The following is a 20228-nucleotide window of genomic DNA, read 5'->3' on the forward strand; positions in this document are numbered from 1 at the left end:
TAGTTGCTGATGTTTATGCATGCACAGAGGTAGTTTCCTCCTCTTCTTCTTCTTCAATTCTTTCAGATGCGGGTTTTCTCCTGGATAAGAAAGTATACATGGCCGGTATTACAAATAATGTCAGGATCAGTGAGAAGACGATACCTCCCACGATCACAATACCCAAAGGAATACGGCTGGTGGCAGCAGCTCCCAGTGACATTGCAATAGGCAATGCGCCGAGTGCCATGGCAAGACTAGTCATCAGGATCGGGCGCAGACGCATGGTTGAAGCTTCGACAACTGCTTTGGCTTTTGTGAATCCTTCATCACGTTTGTGGTTCGCAAATTCCACGATCAGGATACCATTCTTGGTAACAAGGCCTATCAGCATGATCACACCTATCTGGGAGAATATATTCCATGTCTGACCAAATATCCATAATGAAAGCAATGCACCTGCGAATGCCAGCGGTACTGTCAACATAATGATAAGTGGGTCCACCCAACTTTCAAACTGTGCAGCAAGTACAAGATATATCAGCACCAGTGCCAGGATAAGTGCGAACATGGTATTGGAACCACTTTCTGCATAGTCGCGGGAAGACCCTGCCAATGCTGATACATAGTTATCATTTAATACGCCTTTTTGTTTCAGCTTGTCATAGATACCATACATGGCATTGATACCATCTCCGATGGTTTTACCAGGCGCAAGGCTCGCAGAAATAGTAGCGGATTTATAACGGTTGAAGTGATAAATAATAGGAGGACTCGTTTCTTCCTCTATCGTTACAACGTTATCCAGCTGAATGGCTTCACCACGGCTGTTACGCACATAGATATTCTGCAGGTCAGTTGGTTTATCCCGACTGCCGCGGAATACCTGTCCCATTACCTGGTACTGTTTACCGTTACGTATGAAATATCCATAACGGAGGTTGCTCAACGCAAGCTGCAAGGTTTGTGAAATATCGTCAATAGATACGCCTAGCTCACTCGCTTTAGCACGATTGATCTGAATACGTAACTCTGGTTTATTGAATTTCAGATCGACGTCAACGGCTGCGAAAGTCGGATTGTTTCCGGCTTCTTCCAGGAATTGCGGCAATACTGAAGAAAGGCTGTCAAAGTTAATATGCTGTAATACGAAAGAAACCGGTAAACCACCACGACGTCCTACCTGTATGGTTTGTTGTTCGATGGCAAACACTTTACCTTCAGGGAACCTGAACATGTTCCGGTTCATCATGTTCACGATCTCTTTTTGGGAGCGTTGACGTTCATTAGGTTCTGTGAGCACAACGTTGAAAAAGCCCGAATTTACGGCGCCACCGCCACTAAAACCGGGAGCTGTAACGCTCATAAGGATCTTTTGTTCAGGAATGGAATCGAGCATAAATAGTGCAAGACCATTCATGTAATTTTCCATATAATCAAATGAAGTACCCTCAGGAGCTGATATAGACAGGCGGAATTGGCTGCGGTCTTCTATTGGCGCCAGTTCTGACTGAAGATTTTTAAACACAATGTATATGAGCGCGACGCAACCAAGCACGATCAGCGTTGCGATCCACCGTATGTGCATAAATGCTTCGAGCGCACGCTGATAGCCAGATTCCATGCCTGTAAAGAAAGGCTCTGTTTTTTCGTAGAACCAGGAATGTTTATGTGTTTTACGCCCTAGTTTTACGTTTAGTACCGGAGTAAGCGTTAAAGAAACAAAGGCCGAGATCAATACAGCACCTGCTACTACGATCCCGAATTCCCGGAATAACCGTCCTACGAATCCCTGCAGAAAAACGATAGGAAGAAACACGAAAGCCAACGTAATAGATGTCGCAATAACGGCAAAGAAGATTTCTTCCGACCCTTCTTTTGCTGCTTTCATACGTGGCATTCCGGCTTCTATCTTTTTATAGATGTTCTCCGTGACCACAATACCATCATCTACTACGAGCCCCGTAGCCAATACAATGGCTAACAATGTCAGGATATTGATGGTGAAGCCACAGACGTACATAATGAAAAATGCAGCAATGAGCGACACCGGAATATCGACCAGTGGACGGAAGGCCATCAGCCAGTCACGGAAGAAGAGATATATAATAATAATAACCAGCACTAATGCAACAATTAATGTTTCCTCCACCTCTTCAATAGACTTGCGAATGAACTTAGTATTGTCGATAGCAATATTGGTGATTAAATCGTCAGGAAGGTCCTTTTTTAGCTGTTCATAACGTTTGTAGAACTCATCAGTTATGGCTACATAGTTAGAACCCGGTTGAGGTGTTAAGGCAAGTGCGATCATTGGCACACCAGCCTCTTTAAGAATAGTTTCCTCGTTTTCCGGACCAAGTACCGCCTGTCCCACATCGCGGAAGTGGATTACATTACCATTTTCATTTTTGATGATCAGGTTATTGAAATCTTCTTCGGTATTCAAGCGGCCGAAAGTACGCACTGTCAGCTCTGTAGCATTACCAGCGATCTTTCCCGAGGGAAGTTCTACGTTCTGTTTAGCGAGAGCAGTCTGTACATCTGTAGGTGTGAGACTGTAGGCTGACAGACGGGCCGGGTCCATCCAGAGGCGCATTGCAAACTTCTTCTCTCCCCAGATACGGATTGAGCTGACGCCAGGAATAGTTTGCAGTTTTTCCAGTAATACGTTATTGGCGTATTCGGTGATTTCCAGCTGATTACGGACATTGCTCTGTACTGTCATGGACAATATGGCGTCAGAATTGGCATCCTCTTTTGATACGACGGGTGGCGCATCAATATCAGGCGGTAGATTACGGAGTGCCTGTGAAACTTTGTCGCGTACATCATTGGCAGCGGCTTCAAGGTCTATATTAAGTTCAAACTCAACGGTAATACTACTTGTGCCCTGACTGCTGGAAGAGGAGATATTTTTAATACCTGCAATACCGTTGATGGACTTCTCCAATGGCTCGGTGATCTGCGTTTCAATAATATCTGAATTCGCGCCGGCATAAGAAGTCCGAACGTTCACGATAGGGGGATCAATGGCGGGAAAATCCCTTACCCCCAGGAAGTTAAATCCCACCACGCCGAATATCACGATAATGATATTCATCACGATGGCAAATACGGGACGTTTAAGTGATAGTGAAGGGAGACTCATTGAAGTATATTTAAAGGTCTGCGGATTGTGGCAGGCAGACATTTGTTATTATTAATAGTAGACCTGTCTATTTAATAGCGTTGTACTTAAGGACAACTCCTGGCTTGAGCTGCATGATGCCACTTGTAATAACGGTATCACCGGGCTTGAGTCCGCTGGTGATCTGTACATTGTCCGCATTGCGGATGCCTGTTTCCACTACTACAAATTTCGCTTTTCCACTGTCAGCGATAGCTACTTTTTTATCCCGGGTTCCTGGAATGATAGCCTGTGTAGGTACCATAATTGCGTCCGGCATATTTTTCAATGCTATCTGAACGTTGGCAAATGCGCCAGGAAGTAATTTGCCGGCATTGGGTACGATAGCCCTGATTTTAATAGTACGGGTAGAGAGGTCGATCTTAGGATCAATAGCATAGATACTGCCTTTGTATGTTTGCTGATCGCCAGCCACTTTGAAATCAACCCGGTCTCCCTGTGTGATCGAAGTGCGGTATTTTTCCGGAACGGAGAAGTCTACCTTCAACGGATCCAGCTGTTGTAAGGTGGTAATAATAGTAGTAGGTGTTACAATAGCACCGAGGCTGATATTTCTGAGACCAAGCCTGCCGGAGAATGGCGCCCGCAGTTCTGTTTTCTGCAGCTGAGTGCGTGTATATTCAATATCGGCTCCATAGGCGCTAACCTGGTTACGGGTAACATCTACATCCTGGCGGCTGATACCATTGATCTTTAATAGGTTCTCCTGTCTTTCCAGAGTGGTTTTAGCCAACTGACGTTGTAGTTCCAGTTTCTGTAACTGTGCTTTCAGGTCTTCGTCGTAAATTTTGACCAGCAGGGTTCCTTTGGTCACCTGTGTACCTTCTTTAAAGAACAGACCTGTAACGCGGCCAGTGATCTCTGCCTGTACCTGTACTTCTTCATTACTTTGCAGTGTACCGCTCGCTTCAATGGTTTCATTCAAGGAGCTGGTTTTAGCCACATAGGCGTCCACCAGGAGATTTTTGGCTCCACCGCCTTTACCGCCTGCCGCCGCTTTTTCGGGCGCTTTCTCTGCTTTTTTACCTGGAGTGGTTGCTTTCGTAATAATAAAACCGATAACGACCGCCGCCACTATCAGGAATAAAACCGTCTTCAGGATCTTCTTATTGCCAGCCATGTGCTTGTATTAATTTAATATGGAAGGGATAAATCCGGGCAAATTTAATAAATGGGATTGCTGCTGCGGCGGTTATAGTGTTAATTAAAGTTAATTACGTCGTTCCGGTATATAGGTGGCTGATTAGGCTGTTGAATGGCAACCACCACTTATTGTGACAATAACCGCATATATATGGGGGCTGAAAACCCTTTTAGGAGGCTTTTTGGCGGCAAATATGCATTTGCCGTTATTAATAATAATGTCTGAAACCCTCTATGAGTCATTGTTTTGACGGCATACAACTAAAGTATATGACGTAAAATTTACGTGCGTTCTTGTCAATTCAATAAAAATTATATTTTTGCACTCAAGTTTTAAACCAAAAACACTTAAAATTATGTCAGACATTGCATCAAGAGTTAAAAAGATCATTATTGACAAATTGGGCGTTGACGAAGCTGAGGTAACTCCTGAAGCCAGCTTTACCAACGACCTGGGCGCTGACTCTTTGGATACGGTAGAACTGATCATGGAATTCGAAAAAGAATTCAACATCTCCATTCCTGACGAACAAGCTGAAACTATTACTACTGTTGGCCAGGCAGTTGCCTACCTGGAAGAACATGTAAAATAATCCTACTTAATCAGATTTGTTTTAATGCAACCAAGACGAGTAGTCGTTACAGGTTTAGGCGCACTTACACCGCTCGGCAATTCCGTTTCCGATTTCTGGAAGGGATTGACGGACGGTGTATCCGGTGCCGGCCCTATTACACTTTTTGATGCTGCCAAGTTCAAGACCCGTTTTGCTTGCGAACTGAAGAACTTTGACGCTACCAATTACCTGGACAAAAAGGATGCCCGTAAGATGGACCCTTTTACTCAGACGGCTGTTATTGCCGCTGACCAGGCCGTACAAGATGCCGGGATTGACCGTAACACTGTTAATGTTGACAGGGTTGGGGTGATCTGGGCTTCCGGCATTGGAGGTATGATCAACTTCTGTCAGGAAATGAAAGAATTCGGTCAGGGAGATGGAACTCCCCGTTTCAGTCCTTTCCTGATCCCCCGTTTAATTCTTGACATTGCAGCCGGGCATATTTCTATCCGCCATGGCTTCAGAGGCCCGAACTTCTCAGTGGTCTCTGCCTGCGCTTCCGCAACCAATGCAATTATTGAAGCAATGCTGTACATACAGTACGGCAAAGCAGACGTGATGATCACCGGTGGATCAGAAAATGTCATTAACGAAGCCTGTATAGGTGGATTTAATGCCATGAAAGCCCTTTCCGAAAGAAACGATGACCCGGCAACTGCTTCCCGTCCTTTTGACCTTGACAGAGATGGCTTTGTTATGGGTGAAGGCGCTGGCGGGCTGGTGTTAGAATCCTATGAACATGCGACGGCAAGAGGTGCCAAAATTTACGCTGAATTGGCCGGAGGCGGTGCAACTGCGGACGCCTATCACCTTACAGCACCACATCCGGAAGGATTAGGTGCCATGAACGTAATGCGGTTGGCCTTAGCAGATGCGGGTATGCAACCCCATGATATCGATTATATTAATGTGCACGGAACTTCCACACCTCTTGGTGATATTGCGGAAGTGAAAGCGATACAACAGGTTTTCGGGGAACACGCTTACAATATGAATATCAGTTCCACGAAATCTATGACCGGGCACCTGTTAGGAGCTGCGGGAGCAATCGAATCCATCGCAGCTATTATGTCCGTAATACATGGTATTGTACCTCCCACCATCAATCATTTTACAAAGGATCCTCAACTGGATCCCAAATTAAATTTTACCTTTAACGTCGCACAACGTAGAGAAATCAACGCTGCATTAAGTAACACCTTCGGATTTGGTGGGCATAATGCATCAGTTATTTTCAAAAAATTTGTTGCTTAGATTGTGTGAAATTACTGCCAGGATTTTTATATCGATTCGTTCCGAAAAAGAGGGGCCTTTACAAGGACCTTTATAATTTGCTGGGATTTGCCCCGGGCAACTTTTCATTGTATGAAGTGGCGCTTAGCCACCGATCCAGCAAGGAGAAATTCCTTGAAAGCAATGAGCGCCTGGAATATCTCGGCGATGCAATACTTGGCGCTATCATCGGCGACTACCTCTTTAAAAAGTATCCTTACAAAACAGAAGGTTACCTGACTGAAATGCGGTCTAAGATCGTTAACCGTCAGCAGCTCAATGATATCGCTATCAAAATGGGCCTGCGCAAACTGACTATCTACGACAAATACAACAGCTTTCTGAAAATAAGCCAGATCTTCGGTAATACCCTCGAAGCACTGGTCGGCGCAGTATACCTCGACAAAGGATATAACAGGACCAAACAATTCGTACACCAACGCCTTATCGTTCCTTACATTGACCTCGAGCTCCTGGAAAATGTAGAAATGAACCATAAGAATAAACTGTACGGATGGGCCAATAAACACGGCAAGACCCTCGAGTTCGACCTGCTGGAAGAACAAATGGATAACGGTCGTCGTATCTTCACAGTAGGCGCCGTAGTAGATGGTGAACTGATCTGCAGCGGTAAAGCCTTCAACAAAAAAGACGCCAGCCAGATAGCCGCCCAGCAGGCCATAGAACTGTTAGGGCTAGGTGAAAAATAATCAACTTTTTATTTACTTCACTGGTTGCCGCAGGATCGTTCTCATCCTGTCAGGCGCCGTCTTACGCGGATCTGATAGATAGATCTCATGATGCCTGCCATTCCATGTCAGGCCTTCCTTCCTCATAAAATCTTCCATTAATCGTAACGTTGCCGGCTCTTCGGAATAAGGTCCCGTATGCATTACCTGCACACTCTTACCTTCTGCCAGCGCCGCAAGTGTTACCTGCTGTAACAGTGGTAATTGCTTCTTCAAAAATGCCGCTTTTAACGCTTGTTGCACGACAGCGCTAACTACGTAGTCGGGCATACGTATCAGCAATTGCCAATGCCATTCATCCCTGGGTACTTCCAGCGGATTGCCGGTTACATTGACCCACCAGGTCCCTTCCAGTTTGCTTACAACGAAATCCTGCCCAGATTGTTTGTACACATTCTTAACACTGTAAGCCGCCGTATATAATGCCGACGTGCTTTCGGCAAACAGGTCCCCATTCGGATCGCCTTTGCCGTTAATCGAAAGATAGTGGCCGGCAGGTACGAAGATGAGCTCCGGCGAAGCCTGCGCAGTATACAGCGCTTTGTACATTTTGGTAAGGTCTGTCTTTGACATAAACATTGTTTTAGTATAACATGGGGTAGTATTACGTTTAATCTCATGCGTTATAACGCATGTCTTGTCAGACAGCGTGAACTGGTGCACGCTGCCAATGATCAGCAATAACCAGTGGCACCACAAGTGTAATTTCATCAGTAAGGATTTATCGTTACTGATACAAAGAAAGATAGGGGTGGTGACAGCCTTATGTCAGGAGTGAGTACGGGGTTGTAAATAATGTTCTTTTATTTCCAGGGCAAGTATCTGCATTTTTTCAAACAGTTCTTCAGGGGCTATAATTTCAGGAGCTGACCCCCAGGTTAGCAGCCAGCGACCGAACCACTCCAGGCAAGGCGCCATAAAGGTCATTTCAGTACACGCTCCCACCGTTTGCTCGTCAATCATGCCATAATAAAATTTCATATCTCCAATACGACGGGCCATTGCCGACGGAAAGCGGACCTTTACCTCATATGGCTTGGTTTCATACTCTCCGTACTTGTCGATAAATTCCTTAAGAGTGATGTGTCGGGCCCGGTCATATGTTTCTGCTGAAACCGATACGTTCTTGATACGGTCCATTCTGAAATTACGGTAGTTATGCCGCAAACGGCACCAGGCTATCAGATACCAGTAACCTCTCATATAAATGATACCGATGGGCTCTACTTCCCTTTTTGTAAGGGTCTCGTTATGGAGCGCAAAATAATCCAGCTGCAGGATCAGCTGTTTACCCAGCGAATGTTGAATATCGGAAAGAAAGCGGTTCGGGAATTCATCGCCTACCGGCGGCCTTCGGCTTACCACGGCAATATTGTCTTCCAGTGACTCCAGGAAGTCCTTCTCGCTGCCTCTCAAAACGGCCTTGATCTTCTGCATGGCATTGCTGAACTCTTTCCTGTTGGAATGATCGCTCAGATTAGCCATCAGTTTTTCGCCCGTCAGTAAGGCTGCAGCTTCTTCCCGGCTGAACATAACAGGCGGCAGGTGGTAACCCTCTACAAGGTAATAGCCTGTGCCCGCTTCCGCACCTACAGGAACACCAGCTTCCTGGAGCGCCCTGACGTCCCTGTATACCGTACGAAGGCTAATGTTGAAACGTTCTGCTATTTCAGCAGCACGTACCACTTTTTTGCCCTGAAGCTGGATAAGAATGGCAGAAAGACGGTCAATCCTGTTCATATGACAGCAAGTTAGAATAAAATTGAAAAAAAATCCGGACCCGATTAAACTTCTGTTATAATAGCCAGTCTTAGATACAACAAATATTTGAGGGCGGCTCTTTCGGGAATGATATAAGTGATAACAGATATGAGTAAGATGTTCTCTCCCTGGAAAATATTTAAAGATTTGATGCTACAGTACAGAATATAGGTTAAATGGTAAGCCCCTGCAATTTTTTGCGGGGGCCTGTTTTTTTATCTCCCCCTTCCCATGAGCCATTCTCTTCAGAATTTATTTGAAATCATTAACTTATGGTTAACAGTTGACGGGCGGATTCATCATATTTTTGATACAGCAAAATTCAAATGAGTTTTTTAATGGTTAATTTGGGGAGGGCCTGATTTTTATCAGGCCCCTTTTTATTTTCTATCCCTTATCATTTAATTTTTATAGCTTGTACTTTAGATACAATAGCCTGGACTATTGTACTTTAAACGAGGTAAATTGGCGGGGTCCGAAAATATCAACCAGGCATCCGTAGCTGACCACGAGCTATGGATAGCTTTCAAACAGGGAAATGCAGAGGCGTTCAGTGAAATGTACCAGCGCTATGCCGGTACCCTGTACAACTATGGCTATCACCTGATTCCCGATTCAGCACTGGTACAGGATGCCATGCAAGACCTCTTCGCCGATCTCTGGCGTACACGCCATAATCTTTCCGATACCAGCTCTATTAAATATTATCTTTTCCGTTCCCTGCGCCGTCGTTTGTACAAAATGGCCGACATCAAACCGGTACCAGCCATAACACCCCTGCAAACAGAATCCATAGAAGAACTCAGAATAAAGAAAGAAGAATACCTGCTGCTATTACAACGATTACAGCAATTGATGTCCCGTTTGCCTGAACGGCAGCAGGAAGTGATCCGCCTCCGTTTTTATGATAACTTCAGTTGGGATGAAATTGCCGGTATCCTGCAGATCAATGAACAATCCGTAAGGAACCTCGTGCAGCGTGCCATTATCAAACTCCGTGAAGGCTGGAAGTAAGCTGTCGTACCCCATAAAGTCTCCAAACAAAAACAGGTCTAAAAAAAATTTCCGGAGAAGTGAGTTAAAATGACCACTGCCTCCCTTTATTATTATACTTACTGTCGTAAGGCACTTAATGCTATGGATTATTCAGCATACGATACTGCAGACTTTGTCTGTGATGATTCTTTTGTGGCGTGGGTGAAAGAAGGCCAGGACAGTGCTCACTGGGAACAGGTGATCACACAGCATCCCGGTAAACATGAAGCGATCTTACAGGCCAGGACCATTATCCTGGCAGCAGCACAGTTGCCTGCCTTTCAGCTGAAAGAACAGGACCAGCGGCTGATGTGGAATGAGATCCAGGCCCGGATGGAAACAACCGGGATCGTGCCTGTAACAAAAAGACGTTTTACCTATTGGTATTGGGCCGCAGCTGCAGTATGTATGGTGATAGGTGCGGCACTCTGGTGGATGCGCCCGCAAGAGCGGCCTGCCGTATACACCCGCTTGTTGCAGGAAGCGAAACTGGAAGGCAATAAGCGTGTAGAAGAAGTCAATAAAGGAAAGAATATCAGAACAATCAGACTGCCCGACGGAAGCTCTGTAGTATTGCAGCCTGGCGCCCGAATAAGCTATCCTGTATGTGCAGACAATAGCTGTAAGCGTGAAGTGTATTTGTCTGGTGCAGCGTTTTTCGAAGTGTCACGTAATACAATGCAACCTTTCGTAGTATATGCAAATGAAATGGTGATCAATGTGCTGGGTACCAGTTTTCATGTGAAAGCATATGAGCAGGACAGCCTTGTGGAAGTGAAGGTGAAGACAGGTAAAGTAGCATTGTCAGTACAACCATTGGGAGATAAAGTTATATCTAACGTTTCAGCTAACCAGCAGGCAGTATTGCAGAGAAAGACACTCGCCATGCTGGTACAACTGCCGGAACAACAACTAAAGAAAGCACCGGAAACGCCGGAGGCCATTACTTATTCATTTGATTTTAATGATGCACCGGTAGACAGTGTTATGACCACTATAGAGAACGCCTATGGCGTGCATATCAGCTATGATAAAGCTTTACTGGCTGATTGCAGGTTAACCGCGTCGCTGACAGATGAACCATTATATGAAAAAATACGCCTGATCTGTAAGGCGTTGGAGGCTGGATGTATCATCGAGGGAAATGATATAAAGCTCACCGCAAAAGGATGTCGTCGTTATTGAAAACTAAACCAGGATCTAAAAAAAATGGACACTAGTACTTAATGAAAAATAGCCAGCGGTATGGCCGTACCACTGGCTACAACCAATGTCACGTTGCCTTATGCCCGCTCCACTGGGATAAGACAGCCCTTCTATTTCCCAATATTAACATAGGAACACAATCCAAGTTATGAAAAAAAGATTACGAATCCGTGATTTAATCTTTCACGTTACGCGTACATGTGCCTCTCAGATGCTGGTAGCATTGCTGTTTACCACGCTCACATTTGCCGGAAATGGCAACGCCCAGGAAATACTGCAGCAAAAGATTTCCCTGGAAATGAAACAACAGCCTATTGGCAAAGTCCTGAACCAGATAGAAAAGCTGGTCGATGTTAAATTCCTCTACAGCTCTTCTCTTATCCAGTCAGAACGTAGAGTCGACTTAGTAGTCGCAAATGAAGCTTTAGGCAATATCCTGAACGATTTACTGGCGCCATTGCAACTACAGTATCATGTATCTGGCCGTCAGATTGTGCTAAATCGATTACGCGCTCCTGTTGTAGCTCCAGGACAGCAACCTGTAAGGATCAGCGGCAAAGTGACCGACGATAAAGGACAACCTTTACCAGGCGTTAGCGTAAAACTCAAAGGTACATCTACCGGCGCTACTACAGATGCTTCCGGTGTTTATGCGTTTAACGTTCCCGCTTTAAGCGGTATCCTCATTTTTACTTATGTCGGTTTTGCTACTAAAGAAATAGAGATCAATGGTAGCAACAGCATAAATGCCACGCTGGAAGCCTCTTCCACATCTTTAGGTGATGTGGTGATCGTAGGTTACGGCGCACAGAAAAAAGAATCACTGACCGGCGCCGTTGCCTCTATCACCAGTAAAGACCTGAATGGTATTCACGCAGGATCTACTGTCAGCGCCGGACTGGCCGGTAAAATAGCAGGTGTTTCTTTCCGCTTTTCTGATGGCCGCCCTGGCGCCAGTGCTTCCATACAGATCAGGAACATGGGTAACCCGCTGTATGTTATTGATGGTATTCAGCAGGATGAAGGTCAATTTAATAACATCGCTCCCGCCGATATTGAAAGTATTACTGTACTGAAAGATGCTTCCGCTGCCATCTACGGTTTGCGTGCTGCAAACGGTGTAGTGGTTGTAACTACCAAACGCGGTAAACTGGGCAGCCGCAACACCATAAACGTAAACGTTTACAAGGGTTGGCAGAACTGGACACGCTTTCCTAAAACTACCAACGCCTATCAATGGATGGTCGGTAAAGCAGATGCTGACATGAACCAATACGGTAAGACGACCATTACACAGGATGAACTGGATAAATGGAAACAGGGTACTGAGACCGGTTACAAAAACTTTGACTGGTATAAGTTCATCGTAAAAGGAAACTCTCCGCTTACACAGATGAACCTCAATTTTACCGGTGGTTCTGAAAGGATCAACTACTACGTATCTGCCACGCACCTTAAACAGAACTCTGTACTGGGAAGAGAATTCACCTTCGAACGTACCAATGTTCAAAGCAATATCGAAGCTCGTGTATCCGATCGTTTCAAGATCGGCGCACAGATCAATGGCCGTGTGGAAACACGCGATCAGCCAGGTGTTCCAGGTACTGACGACTATTGGGCCGCTCGTTTTGCGATACTGCGTAACAGACCTACTGAACGCGCTTACGCTAATGATAATCCTGATTATCCAAGCGATATCGGTCATAACACAGAACAGTGGTCCGTACAGAATAAGAAATTGTCAGGCTACTGGCGCAGCGACTGGCGTGTATTGCAATCCAATCTGACTGCAGAGTACCAGTTCCCACTGGAAGGATTGACTGCAAGAGGATTGTTCTCCTATTATTATGCGAATGAAATTATGAACGGACATGAGTATACCTACAAAGTATATACTTATAACCCTGTTGATAGTTCTTACAACGCAACTGGTGGTAGCTCTAACCCTTACAGGGAAAGACGTAACAGGACTATCCTGTCGCCAACTATTCAGGTCCAGCTTAACTATAATAAAGTATTCGGGCAACATACCGTAGGTGCTACATTGGTAGCAGAACGTATCAAAAGAAGGGATCTGCAATCTTATGTACACTCCGTGCCTACTACCAATACGTTGCCGCTGATCTACTTCTCCACCATGGATACCTATAACGATGGTGATGGAACAGAAGCCCGTCTCGGTTATATCGGCCGCGTGAACTATAACTATGCCGGCAAATATTACATTGAAGTGTCTGCACGAAGAGATGCTTCCTGGAAATTTTCACCAGATAAAAGATGGGGTACTTTCCCCGCTATCTCCGGTGGATGGCGCCTGAGCGAAGAGAAATTCTTCAGCTCCGTGAGTAAGAAAGTATTGAGCGAACTGAAACTCCGCGCCTCTTATGGTAAACTGGGAGATGATGATGTAGGCATCGGTCCATACGATTACCTGGCAGGTTACAACTATAATGCCTCCACCGTTATACTGGATGGAAATGCAGTGATCGGCTCCAGCAACAAAGGCGTACCTATCAGAAATATTTCATGGTTTGTAAGCCGGACACTTGACATTGGTCTGGACTATGCTCTCATGGACAGTAAGATCACCGGTGCGATCGATGTATTCAACAGAAGAAGAACAGGACTACTGGGAGCTAAATACGACATCCTGGTACCGAGTGAGCTTGGATATAACCTTCCTTCTGAAAACGTGAACAGTGATCAGGTGGCAGGTATAGAAGGTTCAATTGCCTGGTCTGGAAAGATCAAAAAAGTGAACCTTAACATCGGTGGTAACGTATCCTATGCAAGAGCAAAATCGCTTCATACATACAAACCTGTATTTAACAACTCCTGGGACCACTACCGCAACTCTGCGGAAGAAAGGTTCAGCAATGCCTTCTGGGGATATGAAGTTCAGGGGCAATTCCAGTCGCAGGAAGAGATCAACAAGTATCCTGTGAACATCGATGGTACCGGTAATAAGACATTGCTGCCTGGAGATCTTATCTATAAAGATCTGAATAAAGACGGCCTCATTAACGATATGGATACGCGTCCTATCGGATATGGTACAGGCAGAAATCCTATCATCAATTTCGGTCTGAACTTCGCCGCTGCATGGAATGGCTTTGATGCGCGTATCGATTTCTCCGGAGGTAGCGGTTATTCTTTCAATCGTAACTGGGAGATGCGTAACCCTTACCAGAATGGCGGTAACCTGCTGTTAGACCTGTATGAGGACCGCTGGCACAGAGAAAATCCACTGGACCTGAACAGTCGCTGGATACCTGGTAAATACCCTGCACTTCGCTTCAATAACGGCGATCATAGCAGCTTCGGGAAGAACTCCGATTTCTGGCTTGTGAACGTAAAATACCTGCGTGCCAGAACTGTTGAATTAGGATATACCATCCCTAAAGACCTGCTCGGCCGTATAAAAATAGAGAGAGCCCGCTTCTACGTGAATGCTTACAACCTGTTCTCTATTGATAATATGAAGGGCATAGGCATTGATGCGGAAATAGTAGACGATAACGGTCTCACCTATCCGCAGAGCAAATTTGTGAACATTGGTTTTGAACTTTCTCTCTGATCTCTTAAATGCACATAGCATGAAAAAATATTTGCTGATAATAGCAGCTGCCTTTGTGATGATATCCGGATGTGTGAAGGATGATGAATTTCTCAGTACAGATCCTAAAGACCTGCTTACTGACGATGCTGTATGGAGAAACCCTGACCTTGTACTGTCAGTACTGGCAGACCTGTATAACCGCTATCCTGAACAACAGACCATTACTAACTGGGCTGAGTTTACAAATTTTGATGAGGCTTTCCCCTCCGAATCCGGTCAGTACTGGAGATCGAAACAGGTGGATTATCCTTATGACTGGTGGAACATTTGGGACTACGGATATATCCGCGACCTGAATCTCTTCGTGCAGAAATGCCAGGCGGCCAATGAGCTGGCGGCAGATGTACGTGCGCGTTTTGTAGCAGAAGCACGATTGCTGCGGGCCGCTATTTATTTTGAAGAAGTAAAACGTATGGGCGGTGTGCCGTTGATACGGGAACCGATGGAATATAATTTCAGCGGAGATCCTACTTACCTGCGTCATGCCAGGGCGAAAGAGTCAGACATATATGACTTCGTGATCAGTGAGATGGATACTGTTAAGACAGTGCTGCCGGATGATGCAGGTATCAAATCGCGCGCTACAAAATGGCTGGCGCTGGCTATGCAATCAAGGGCCGCATTATATGCAGCCTCCATTGCAAAGTATGGGGTAAGCACTCCTTCGGTATCCTTACCTGGCGGAGAAGTTGGTATCTCTGCTGATAAAGCGACGGCTTACTATCAGAAATCACTGGCTGCCGCACAGGAAATCATCAGCAGTAATAAATATTCGCTTTATAAAAAGAAAGCAGAAGACCTGGAAGAGAATTTTGCAGCGCTCTTTTATGATAAGGCCAATAACCCGGAAGTGATCTTTGCCCAGGATTTCAAATTGAAATCTGGCAAAACACAGGAATGGACAATTCTTAACCAGCCCTGGTCTTCAGCAGAAGAACAGCAGGGTGGCAGGATGAATCCATCACTTAACCTGGCGCTATTATACGAGAAACTGGATAATACTTACAGTCCGTTTGCTACGAACAATGGCAATGACTACGTGTACTACAATGATCCTAAAGATATCTTCGCCGGCAGGGATGCGCGTCTTGGAGGTACGATCATCCTGCCCGGCACCAAATTTAAAGGAGTGCCATTGGATATATGGGCTGGCGTAATGTATTGGAAAGATGGCAAATACAATACAATTACAGGCGATAACTTCGGAGACCTTGACAGCATTCCCGTTGCCGGTGCTCCAAAGAGCTCGCAAGTTGTAGGTGATGATGGTCCGATAGATGGATTGCAGTTCAGTGCACAAACCGGTTTCTTTGTAAGGAAGTTTATGGACCCTGCGGTAGGATCTGGCCAGATCGGTACGCGCAGTGATGTATGGTGGGTTCGTTATCGCTATGCGGAAGTATTGCTGAATGCCGCCGAAGCTGCTTTTGAGTTAGAACAACCCGGCCTTTCATCCACATATATGAATCAGCTGAGAGAGCGTGCTGGTTTTACAACCCCATTACTGGATGCAGATATCTCGTTCGACAGGATCGTTCATGAAAGACGTGTTGAACTGGCCTTTGAAGGGCATGAACTGTTTGATAACAAACGTTGGAGACTGGCGCATAAAGTATGGAATGGTGAGAATATTTCTGCGGAAGATGTTGTAAGTAACATCGGGAAGGCCAATAAAGTGAACACCATGATCTATGGTTTGTGGGGATATAAAATATTCAATCCGGGAAATCCTAATCACAACAAATGGGTGTACAAAGTAATGAAGCCGTCCAATGTGACAGCTGCACACCGGTTCAACCTGGGGAACTATTATTCCCGTATCGGTTCTGACATTCTCAGTAACAACCCTAAACTGGTAAAGAATCCCAACAACTAAAACAACGACACATGAAAAAGATCTTTGGATATATCGTATTAACATTGGCTGCCTTCTCCTGTAAGAAGGATAACTATGAGGCGCCTTCTTCCACGTTGTCCGGGCGTCTTACTTATCAGGGGGTGCCGGTAAATGTCAGTTCAAAAGACGTATCTTTCGAACTATGGGAGCCCGGTTGGGGTAAGAGTGGTGCTATTACGGTGGCAGTTAATCAGGATGGTTCTTATTCGGCGCTATTGTTCAATGGGAACTATAAACTGATCATTCCTCCCTCTCAGGGACCTTTCAGATCAATAACCGATGCTGAGACAAAGACAGACACGATGCTGCTGACATTGAGCGGTAACAGGGATATGGATATTGAGGTGATGCCCTACTATATGATCAGGGATGCCAAACTGGAACTAAGCGGTACAGCTGCCGTGAACAGCACCTGCCGCCTGGAAAAGATCATCATCGATGTTAATGCAAGAGATGTGGAAACGGTGTTCCTGTATCTGAACCAGACCACTTTTGTGGACGCTACCAATTACATTGCACGTAGTTCCCTGGCAGGAAGTGATATTACAGATCCTGCTAATGTACACCTGAGTGTGAATATCCCGGATGTTATTTCCGGTAACGGCACTACGGGAGATCAGGACTATGTATATGCACGTATTGGCGTGAAGATCAGCGGTGTGGAAGATCTTTTGTTCTCTGAAGTGCAGCAGATTAATATTAAATAGCGATGATAAGAACACTTGTTTACCTGTTACTCCTGGTCGGGACCGCAGTCCATGCACAGGATACCTTCCGTAATCCCCTGCTATCCAAAGGGCCTGATCCCTGGTGCGTTTATAAGGACGGATATTACTATTATATGCATACGATGGGTAACCGCCTGGAGTTATGGAAAACAAAGAACATCGCTTTTCTGAAAGATGCAGAGCATAAAACCATCTGGACGCCACCTAAAGCCGGACCTTTTTCAAGGGATATCTGGGCGCCGGAAATTCATTTCCTGAGAGGCAAGTGGTATGTCTATTTTGCTGCCGATGGCGGTGATAATCAATATCACCGTATGTACGCCCTGGAAAACAGTTCGTCCGATCCGATGAGTGATAACTGGGTCTTCAAAAGCAAAGTAGCCGATAAAGAAGATAAATGGGCCATTGATGGAAGCGTTTTTGAACATCGCGGAAAGTTATATATGATCTGGTCTGGATGGGAAGGCAATAAAAATGGCCGTCAGGATATTTATATCGCTGCCATGAAAGACCCATATACGATCCAGGGCAAAAGGGTCAGGATCTCTAAACCGGAATACGACTGGGAAACCAAAGGAGATCTGGGAGACCCGAACCTGAAACACGTAGATGTTAACGAAGGACCGGAAATGCTGAAACACGGAAAGAAATTGTTTATCGTGTATTCGGGATCAGCGTGCTGGACAGACTATTATGCCCTGGGCATCCTTGCCGCAGATGAAAACAGTAACCTGCTGGACCCTGCATCCTGGAAGAAGAAGCCGGAACCGGTATTCAAACAATCTGTTGAAAATAAAGTATATGCGCCGGGGCATAACTCATTCTTCACCTCTCCGGATGGAAAAGAAGACTGGATCCTTTATCACGCTAACGACCATCCCGGCGATGGCTGTGGCGATAAAAGGAGCCCCCGGATCCAGCGTTTTACATGGAATAAGGAAGGATGGCCCGTCTTTGGCGAGCCTGTCAAAACTGACTCTTTATTAAAAAGTCCCCGCTTATAGCGGGGATTTTTGCTTTTTGACGGTTTTTTTTAATCGTATTAAACGATCGTTGTATTGTTAAATCTGCAAAGGAGTGTTAACTTTTGTTAACGAAATTATAGGTATCTATCCCGACGGGTATACTGCCGCGTAATTTCAACCTGTTTTATGTAGATTTAGAGTAACACGTAACACTAATACTTAGTCAGTTTAATCATCATGCCGTCAATCGTTTTACATTACGTTATCATTGCGTGCATTACAGTTATGTTTATTTTGGTGAATAGATTTTACGGCCATAAGACAAGCATCAACTGGAAGGAGAACAATGAACAGCTTTAAGAGCCACGCATCAGGTAACCCCACGTTATAAGAGTAGCAAGCTTGCTTCTGTACTGAATAACAAACAGTTTGTATTTCTGTGCCCGTATGTGCAGTAGTAGTGCTTCCAGATGCTATGTTCAATTAGTCTACAAAAATAATGGACTATTATTTGGAAAATAAATCTCTCCATTCTATCTTTGTTATCACCACCCTAATTAAGCCACCATTAATTAGTTGATTTATTAAAATTAACTAACACAGTTCATCATGTACAACTTCCTTCGTTCTTCCGGCTGTATGCCCTGTTGTTGTCGCTAATCCTGCCTTTAGCAAGGCGCTTCCATTCCTTTTTTGTCAGATACATCTTACAGCTGACCGCTAAGCGGAAGGAGATCGCCATGCCCTGAACTATCAACCATCAAACCAAATCCACTCTCATGAAAGCAATTACCCGCACTGGAGTAAAAGGCCTGCTGGCCGCTGTACTTTTTAGCAGCAATGTACTGGCTGTTGAGAAAAAGCCCCTGTTTTTAAAAGAAGGCGTGTGGCGTGGTGTTTTCACTGTCAATGAAGCCAACGTTCCTTTCAATTTTGAGCTGAAAGGTAAAGACGCCGGGCATACAGTGTTTACCCTCATTAATGGCGCCCGTCGTGACGAATTTAAAGTGAAACGTATCACTGACGATTCACTCTTCATCAAGATGAATACCTATGATGCCGCGCTGTTTGCAAAGATCGAGTCCGACGGCAGGCTCACTGGTGAATATAGAAGCCTGGTACCTAACTTTCGTGGTAATGCATTGCCCTTTGTAGCAGAAGCAGGTAAGAAATACCGCTTTACTGAACCAGGAAAAGATGTAAAGCCTGCATATGATCTTTCCGGTAAATGGGAACTGCAGATCTATAGCAAAGAACCTACTCCTAACCGCATAGGATTACTGAAACAGGACGGCAATAAACTGACAGGCGTGATCATGTCTGTCGTAGGCGATAGCCGCGAATTGGAAGGTACTGTGCAGGGCAATGAGTTTGAGTTGTCAGGTTTTACAGGACCAAGCCCCATCTACATAAAAGGAAAGATCAACGATGATCAGTCTTTCAGCGGAGAGTTAAGTTTAGGTATCTACAATAATGTAAAGTTTGACGGTGCTAAAAATGCACAGGCAGAACTGCCGGACCCTTATAAACTCACTTATCTGAAAGAAGGATATAAGAAACTTGATTTTACCCTACCCGATCTGAATGGTCAGACGGTATCATTGAGTGATGCAAAGTATAAAGGAAAGGTAGTGATCGTAGAGATCATCGGGACCTGGTGCCCTAACTGTACAGACCAGACTGCGTTCCTTGCTCCCTGGTTCAAAAAGAACAAAGCACGCGGCGTGGAAGCGATCGCAATAGGCTTTGAGCAGAAAGATGATCTCGAATATGCCAGGTATACACTGGGTAAATTAAAAGATAAATACGCAATTGAATATGATATTCTTTTTGGTGGCATTGCTGATAAGAAAGTGGCTTCGGAAAAACTTCCGGCACTTAACCGCATGATGGCATTCCCGACTACGATCATCATTGATCGTAAGGGTGATGTACGACAGATCCACACCGGTTACACCGGTGAAGTAACTGGTAACTATTTTAAATCTTATGTGGAGAAATGGAATGAAGACCTGGATGCATTAATTAAAGAACCTGCTCCGCAGGATGTTGCGGTTGCAAACTAGA

At 45.1% G+C, this 20228-nt stretch carries 14 protein-coding genes; 10 read left to right on the forward strand and 4 right to left on the reverse strand.

Features of this window, described 5'->3' with window-relative positions; translation table 11 throughout:
• Window positions 1-13: 13 nt before the first annotated feature.
• Both C7475_RS12960 and C7475_RS12965 read right to left on the reverse strand, forming a co-directional pair.
• Window positions 14-3130: an efflux RND transporter permease subunit gene (locus tag C7475_RS12960; protein WP_110053762.1), complete on the reverse strand. Its 3117-nt coding sequence runs from the start codon at window positions 3128-3130 to the stop codon at window positions 14-16.
• Window positions 3131-3197: 67 nt separating this feature from the next.
• Window positions 3198-4289: an efflux RND transporter periplasmic adaptor subunit gene (locus tag C7475_RS12965; RefSeq protein ID WP_110053763.1), complete on the reverse strand. Its 1092-nt coding sequence runs from the start codon at window positions 4287-4289 to the stop codon at window positions 3198-3200.
• Between the two features lie 379 nt (window positions 4290-4668).
• Between C7475_RS12965 and C7475_RS12970 the strand changes: the two genes are divergently transcribed.
• The 3 genes from C7475_RS12970 to rnc are packed head-to-tail and all read left to right on the forward strand — an operon-like array spanning window position 4669 to window position 6911.
• On the forward strand, window positions 4669-4905 hold the full coding sequence (locus tag C7475_RS12970; protein WP_012788038.1) for an acyl carrier protein: 237 nt from the start codon (window positions 4669-4671) through the stop codon (window positions 4903-4905).
• Between the two features lie 24 nt (window positions 4906-4929).
• Entirely contained in the window at window positions 4930-6183 is a 1254-nt protein-coding gene (gene fabF / locus C7475_RS12975; protein ID WP_110053764.1) for a beta-ketoacyl-ACP synthase II, read from the forward strand.
• Window positions 6184-6188: 5 nt separating this feature from the next.
• Window positions 6189-6911, forward strand: coding sequence for a ribonuclease III (gene rnc, locus C7475_RS12980; RefSeq protein ID WP_233259841.1), 723 nt, complete (start codon window positions 6189-6191; stop codon window positions 6909-6911).
• 12 nt (window positions 6912-6923) lie between these two features.
• On the opposite strand, the gene C7475_RS12985 is transcribed toward rnc, so the two are convergent.
• Together C7475_RS12985 and C7475_RS12990 are read right to left on the reverse strand one after the other, a co-directional pair.
• Window positions 6924-7661, reverse strand: coding sequence for a GyrI-like domain-containing protein (locus C7475_RS12985; RefSeq protein WP_233259842.1), 738 nt, complete (start codon window positions 7659-7661; stop codon window positions 6924-6926).
• Between the two features lie 57 nt (window positions 7662-7718).
• Window positions 7719-8690 (reverse strand): YafY family protein, encoded by a 972-nt coding sequence (locus C7475_RS12990; RefSeq protein WP_110053765.1) that lies wholly within the window; start codon window positions 8688-8690, stop codon window positions 7719-7721.
• Window positions 8691-9176: 486 nt separating this feature from the next.
• Here C7475_RS12990 and C7475_RS12995 point away from each other — a divergent pair, with 486 nt between their 5' ends.
• The 7 genes from C7475_RS12995 to C7475_RS13025 all read left to right on the forward strand — a co-directional run bounded on the left by C7475_RS12995 (window position 9177) and on the right by C7475_RS13025 (window position 20227).
• On the forward strand, window positions 9177-9725 hold the full coding sequence (locus tag C7475_RS12995) for an RNA polymerase sigma factor (RefSeq protein WP_110053766.1): 549 nt from the start codon (window positions 9177-9179) through the stop codon (window positions 9723-9725).
• Window positions 9726-9848: 123 nt separating this feature from the next.
• Complete coding sequence (locus C7475_RS13000) at window positions 9849-10931, forward strand: FecR family protein (RefSeq protein WP_158286498.1); 1083 nt, start codon at window positions 9849-9851, stop codon at window positions 10929-10931.
• A 169-nt stretch (window positions 10932-11100) separates the two neighbouring features.
• A complete protein-coding gene (locus C7475_RS13005) occupies window positions 11101-14529 on the forward strand; it encodes a TonB-dependent receptor (protein ID WP_110053768.1) in 3429 nt (1142 codons plus the stop codon).
• 19 nt (window positions 14530-14548) lie between these two features.
• Window positions 14549-16447, forward strand: a complete 1899-nt coding sequence (locus tag C7475_RS13010) for a RagB/SusD family nutrient uptake outer membrane protein (RefSeq protein WP_110053769.1) — start codon at window positions 14549-14551, stop codon at window positions 16445-16447.
• Window positions 16448-16458: 11 nt separating this feature from the next.
• Window positions 16459-17175, forward strand: coding sequence for a DUF3823 domain-containing protein (locus C7475_RS13015; protein WP_110053770.1), 717 nt, complete (start codon window positions 16459-16461; stop codon window positions 17173-17175).
• A 2-nt stretch (window positions 17176-17177) separates the two neighbouring features.
• Window positions 17178-18200 carry a family 43 glycosylhydrolase gene (locus C7475_RS13020; protein WP_110053771.1) on the forward strand — a complete coding sequence of 341 codons (1023 nt, stop codon included), beginning with the start codon at window positions 17178-17180 and terminating at the stop codon, window positions 18198-18200.
• A gap of 740 nt (window positions 18201-18940) precedes the next feature.
• The gene (locus C7475_RS13025; protein WP_110053772.1) at window positions 18941-20227 is read left to right on the forward strand and encodes a peroxiredoxin; all 1287 of its coding nucleotides are present in this window, start codon (window positions 18941-18943) and stop codon (window positions 20225-20227) included.
• Window position 20228 lies beyond the last annotated feature (1 nt).

It is taken from the genome of Chitinophaga sp. S165 (assembly GCF_003182155.1).
GTDB lineage: Bacteria > Bacteroidota > Bacteroidia > Chitinophagales > Chitinophagaceae > Chitinophaga.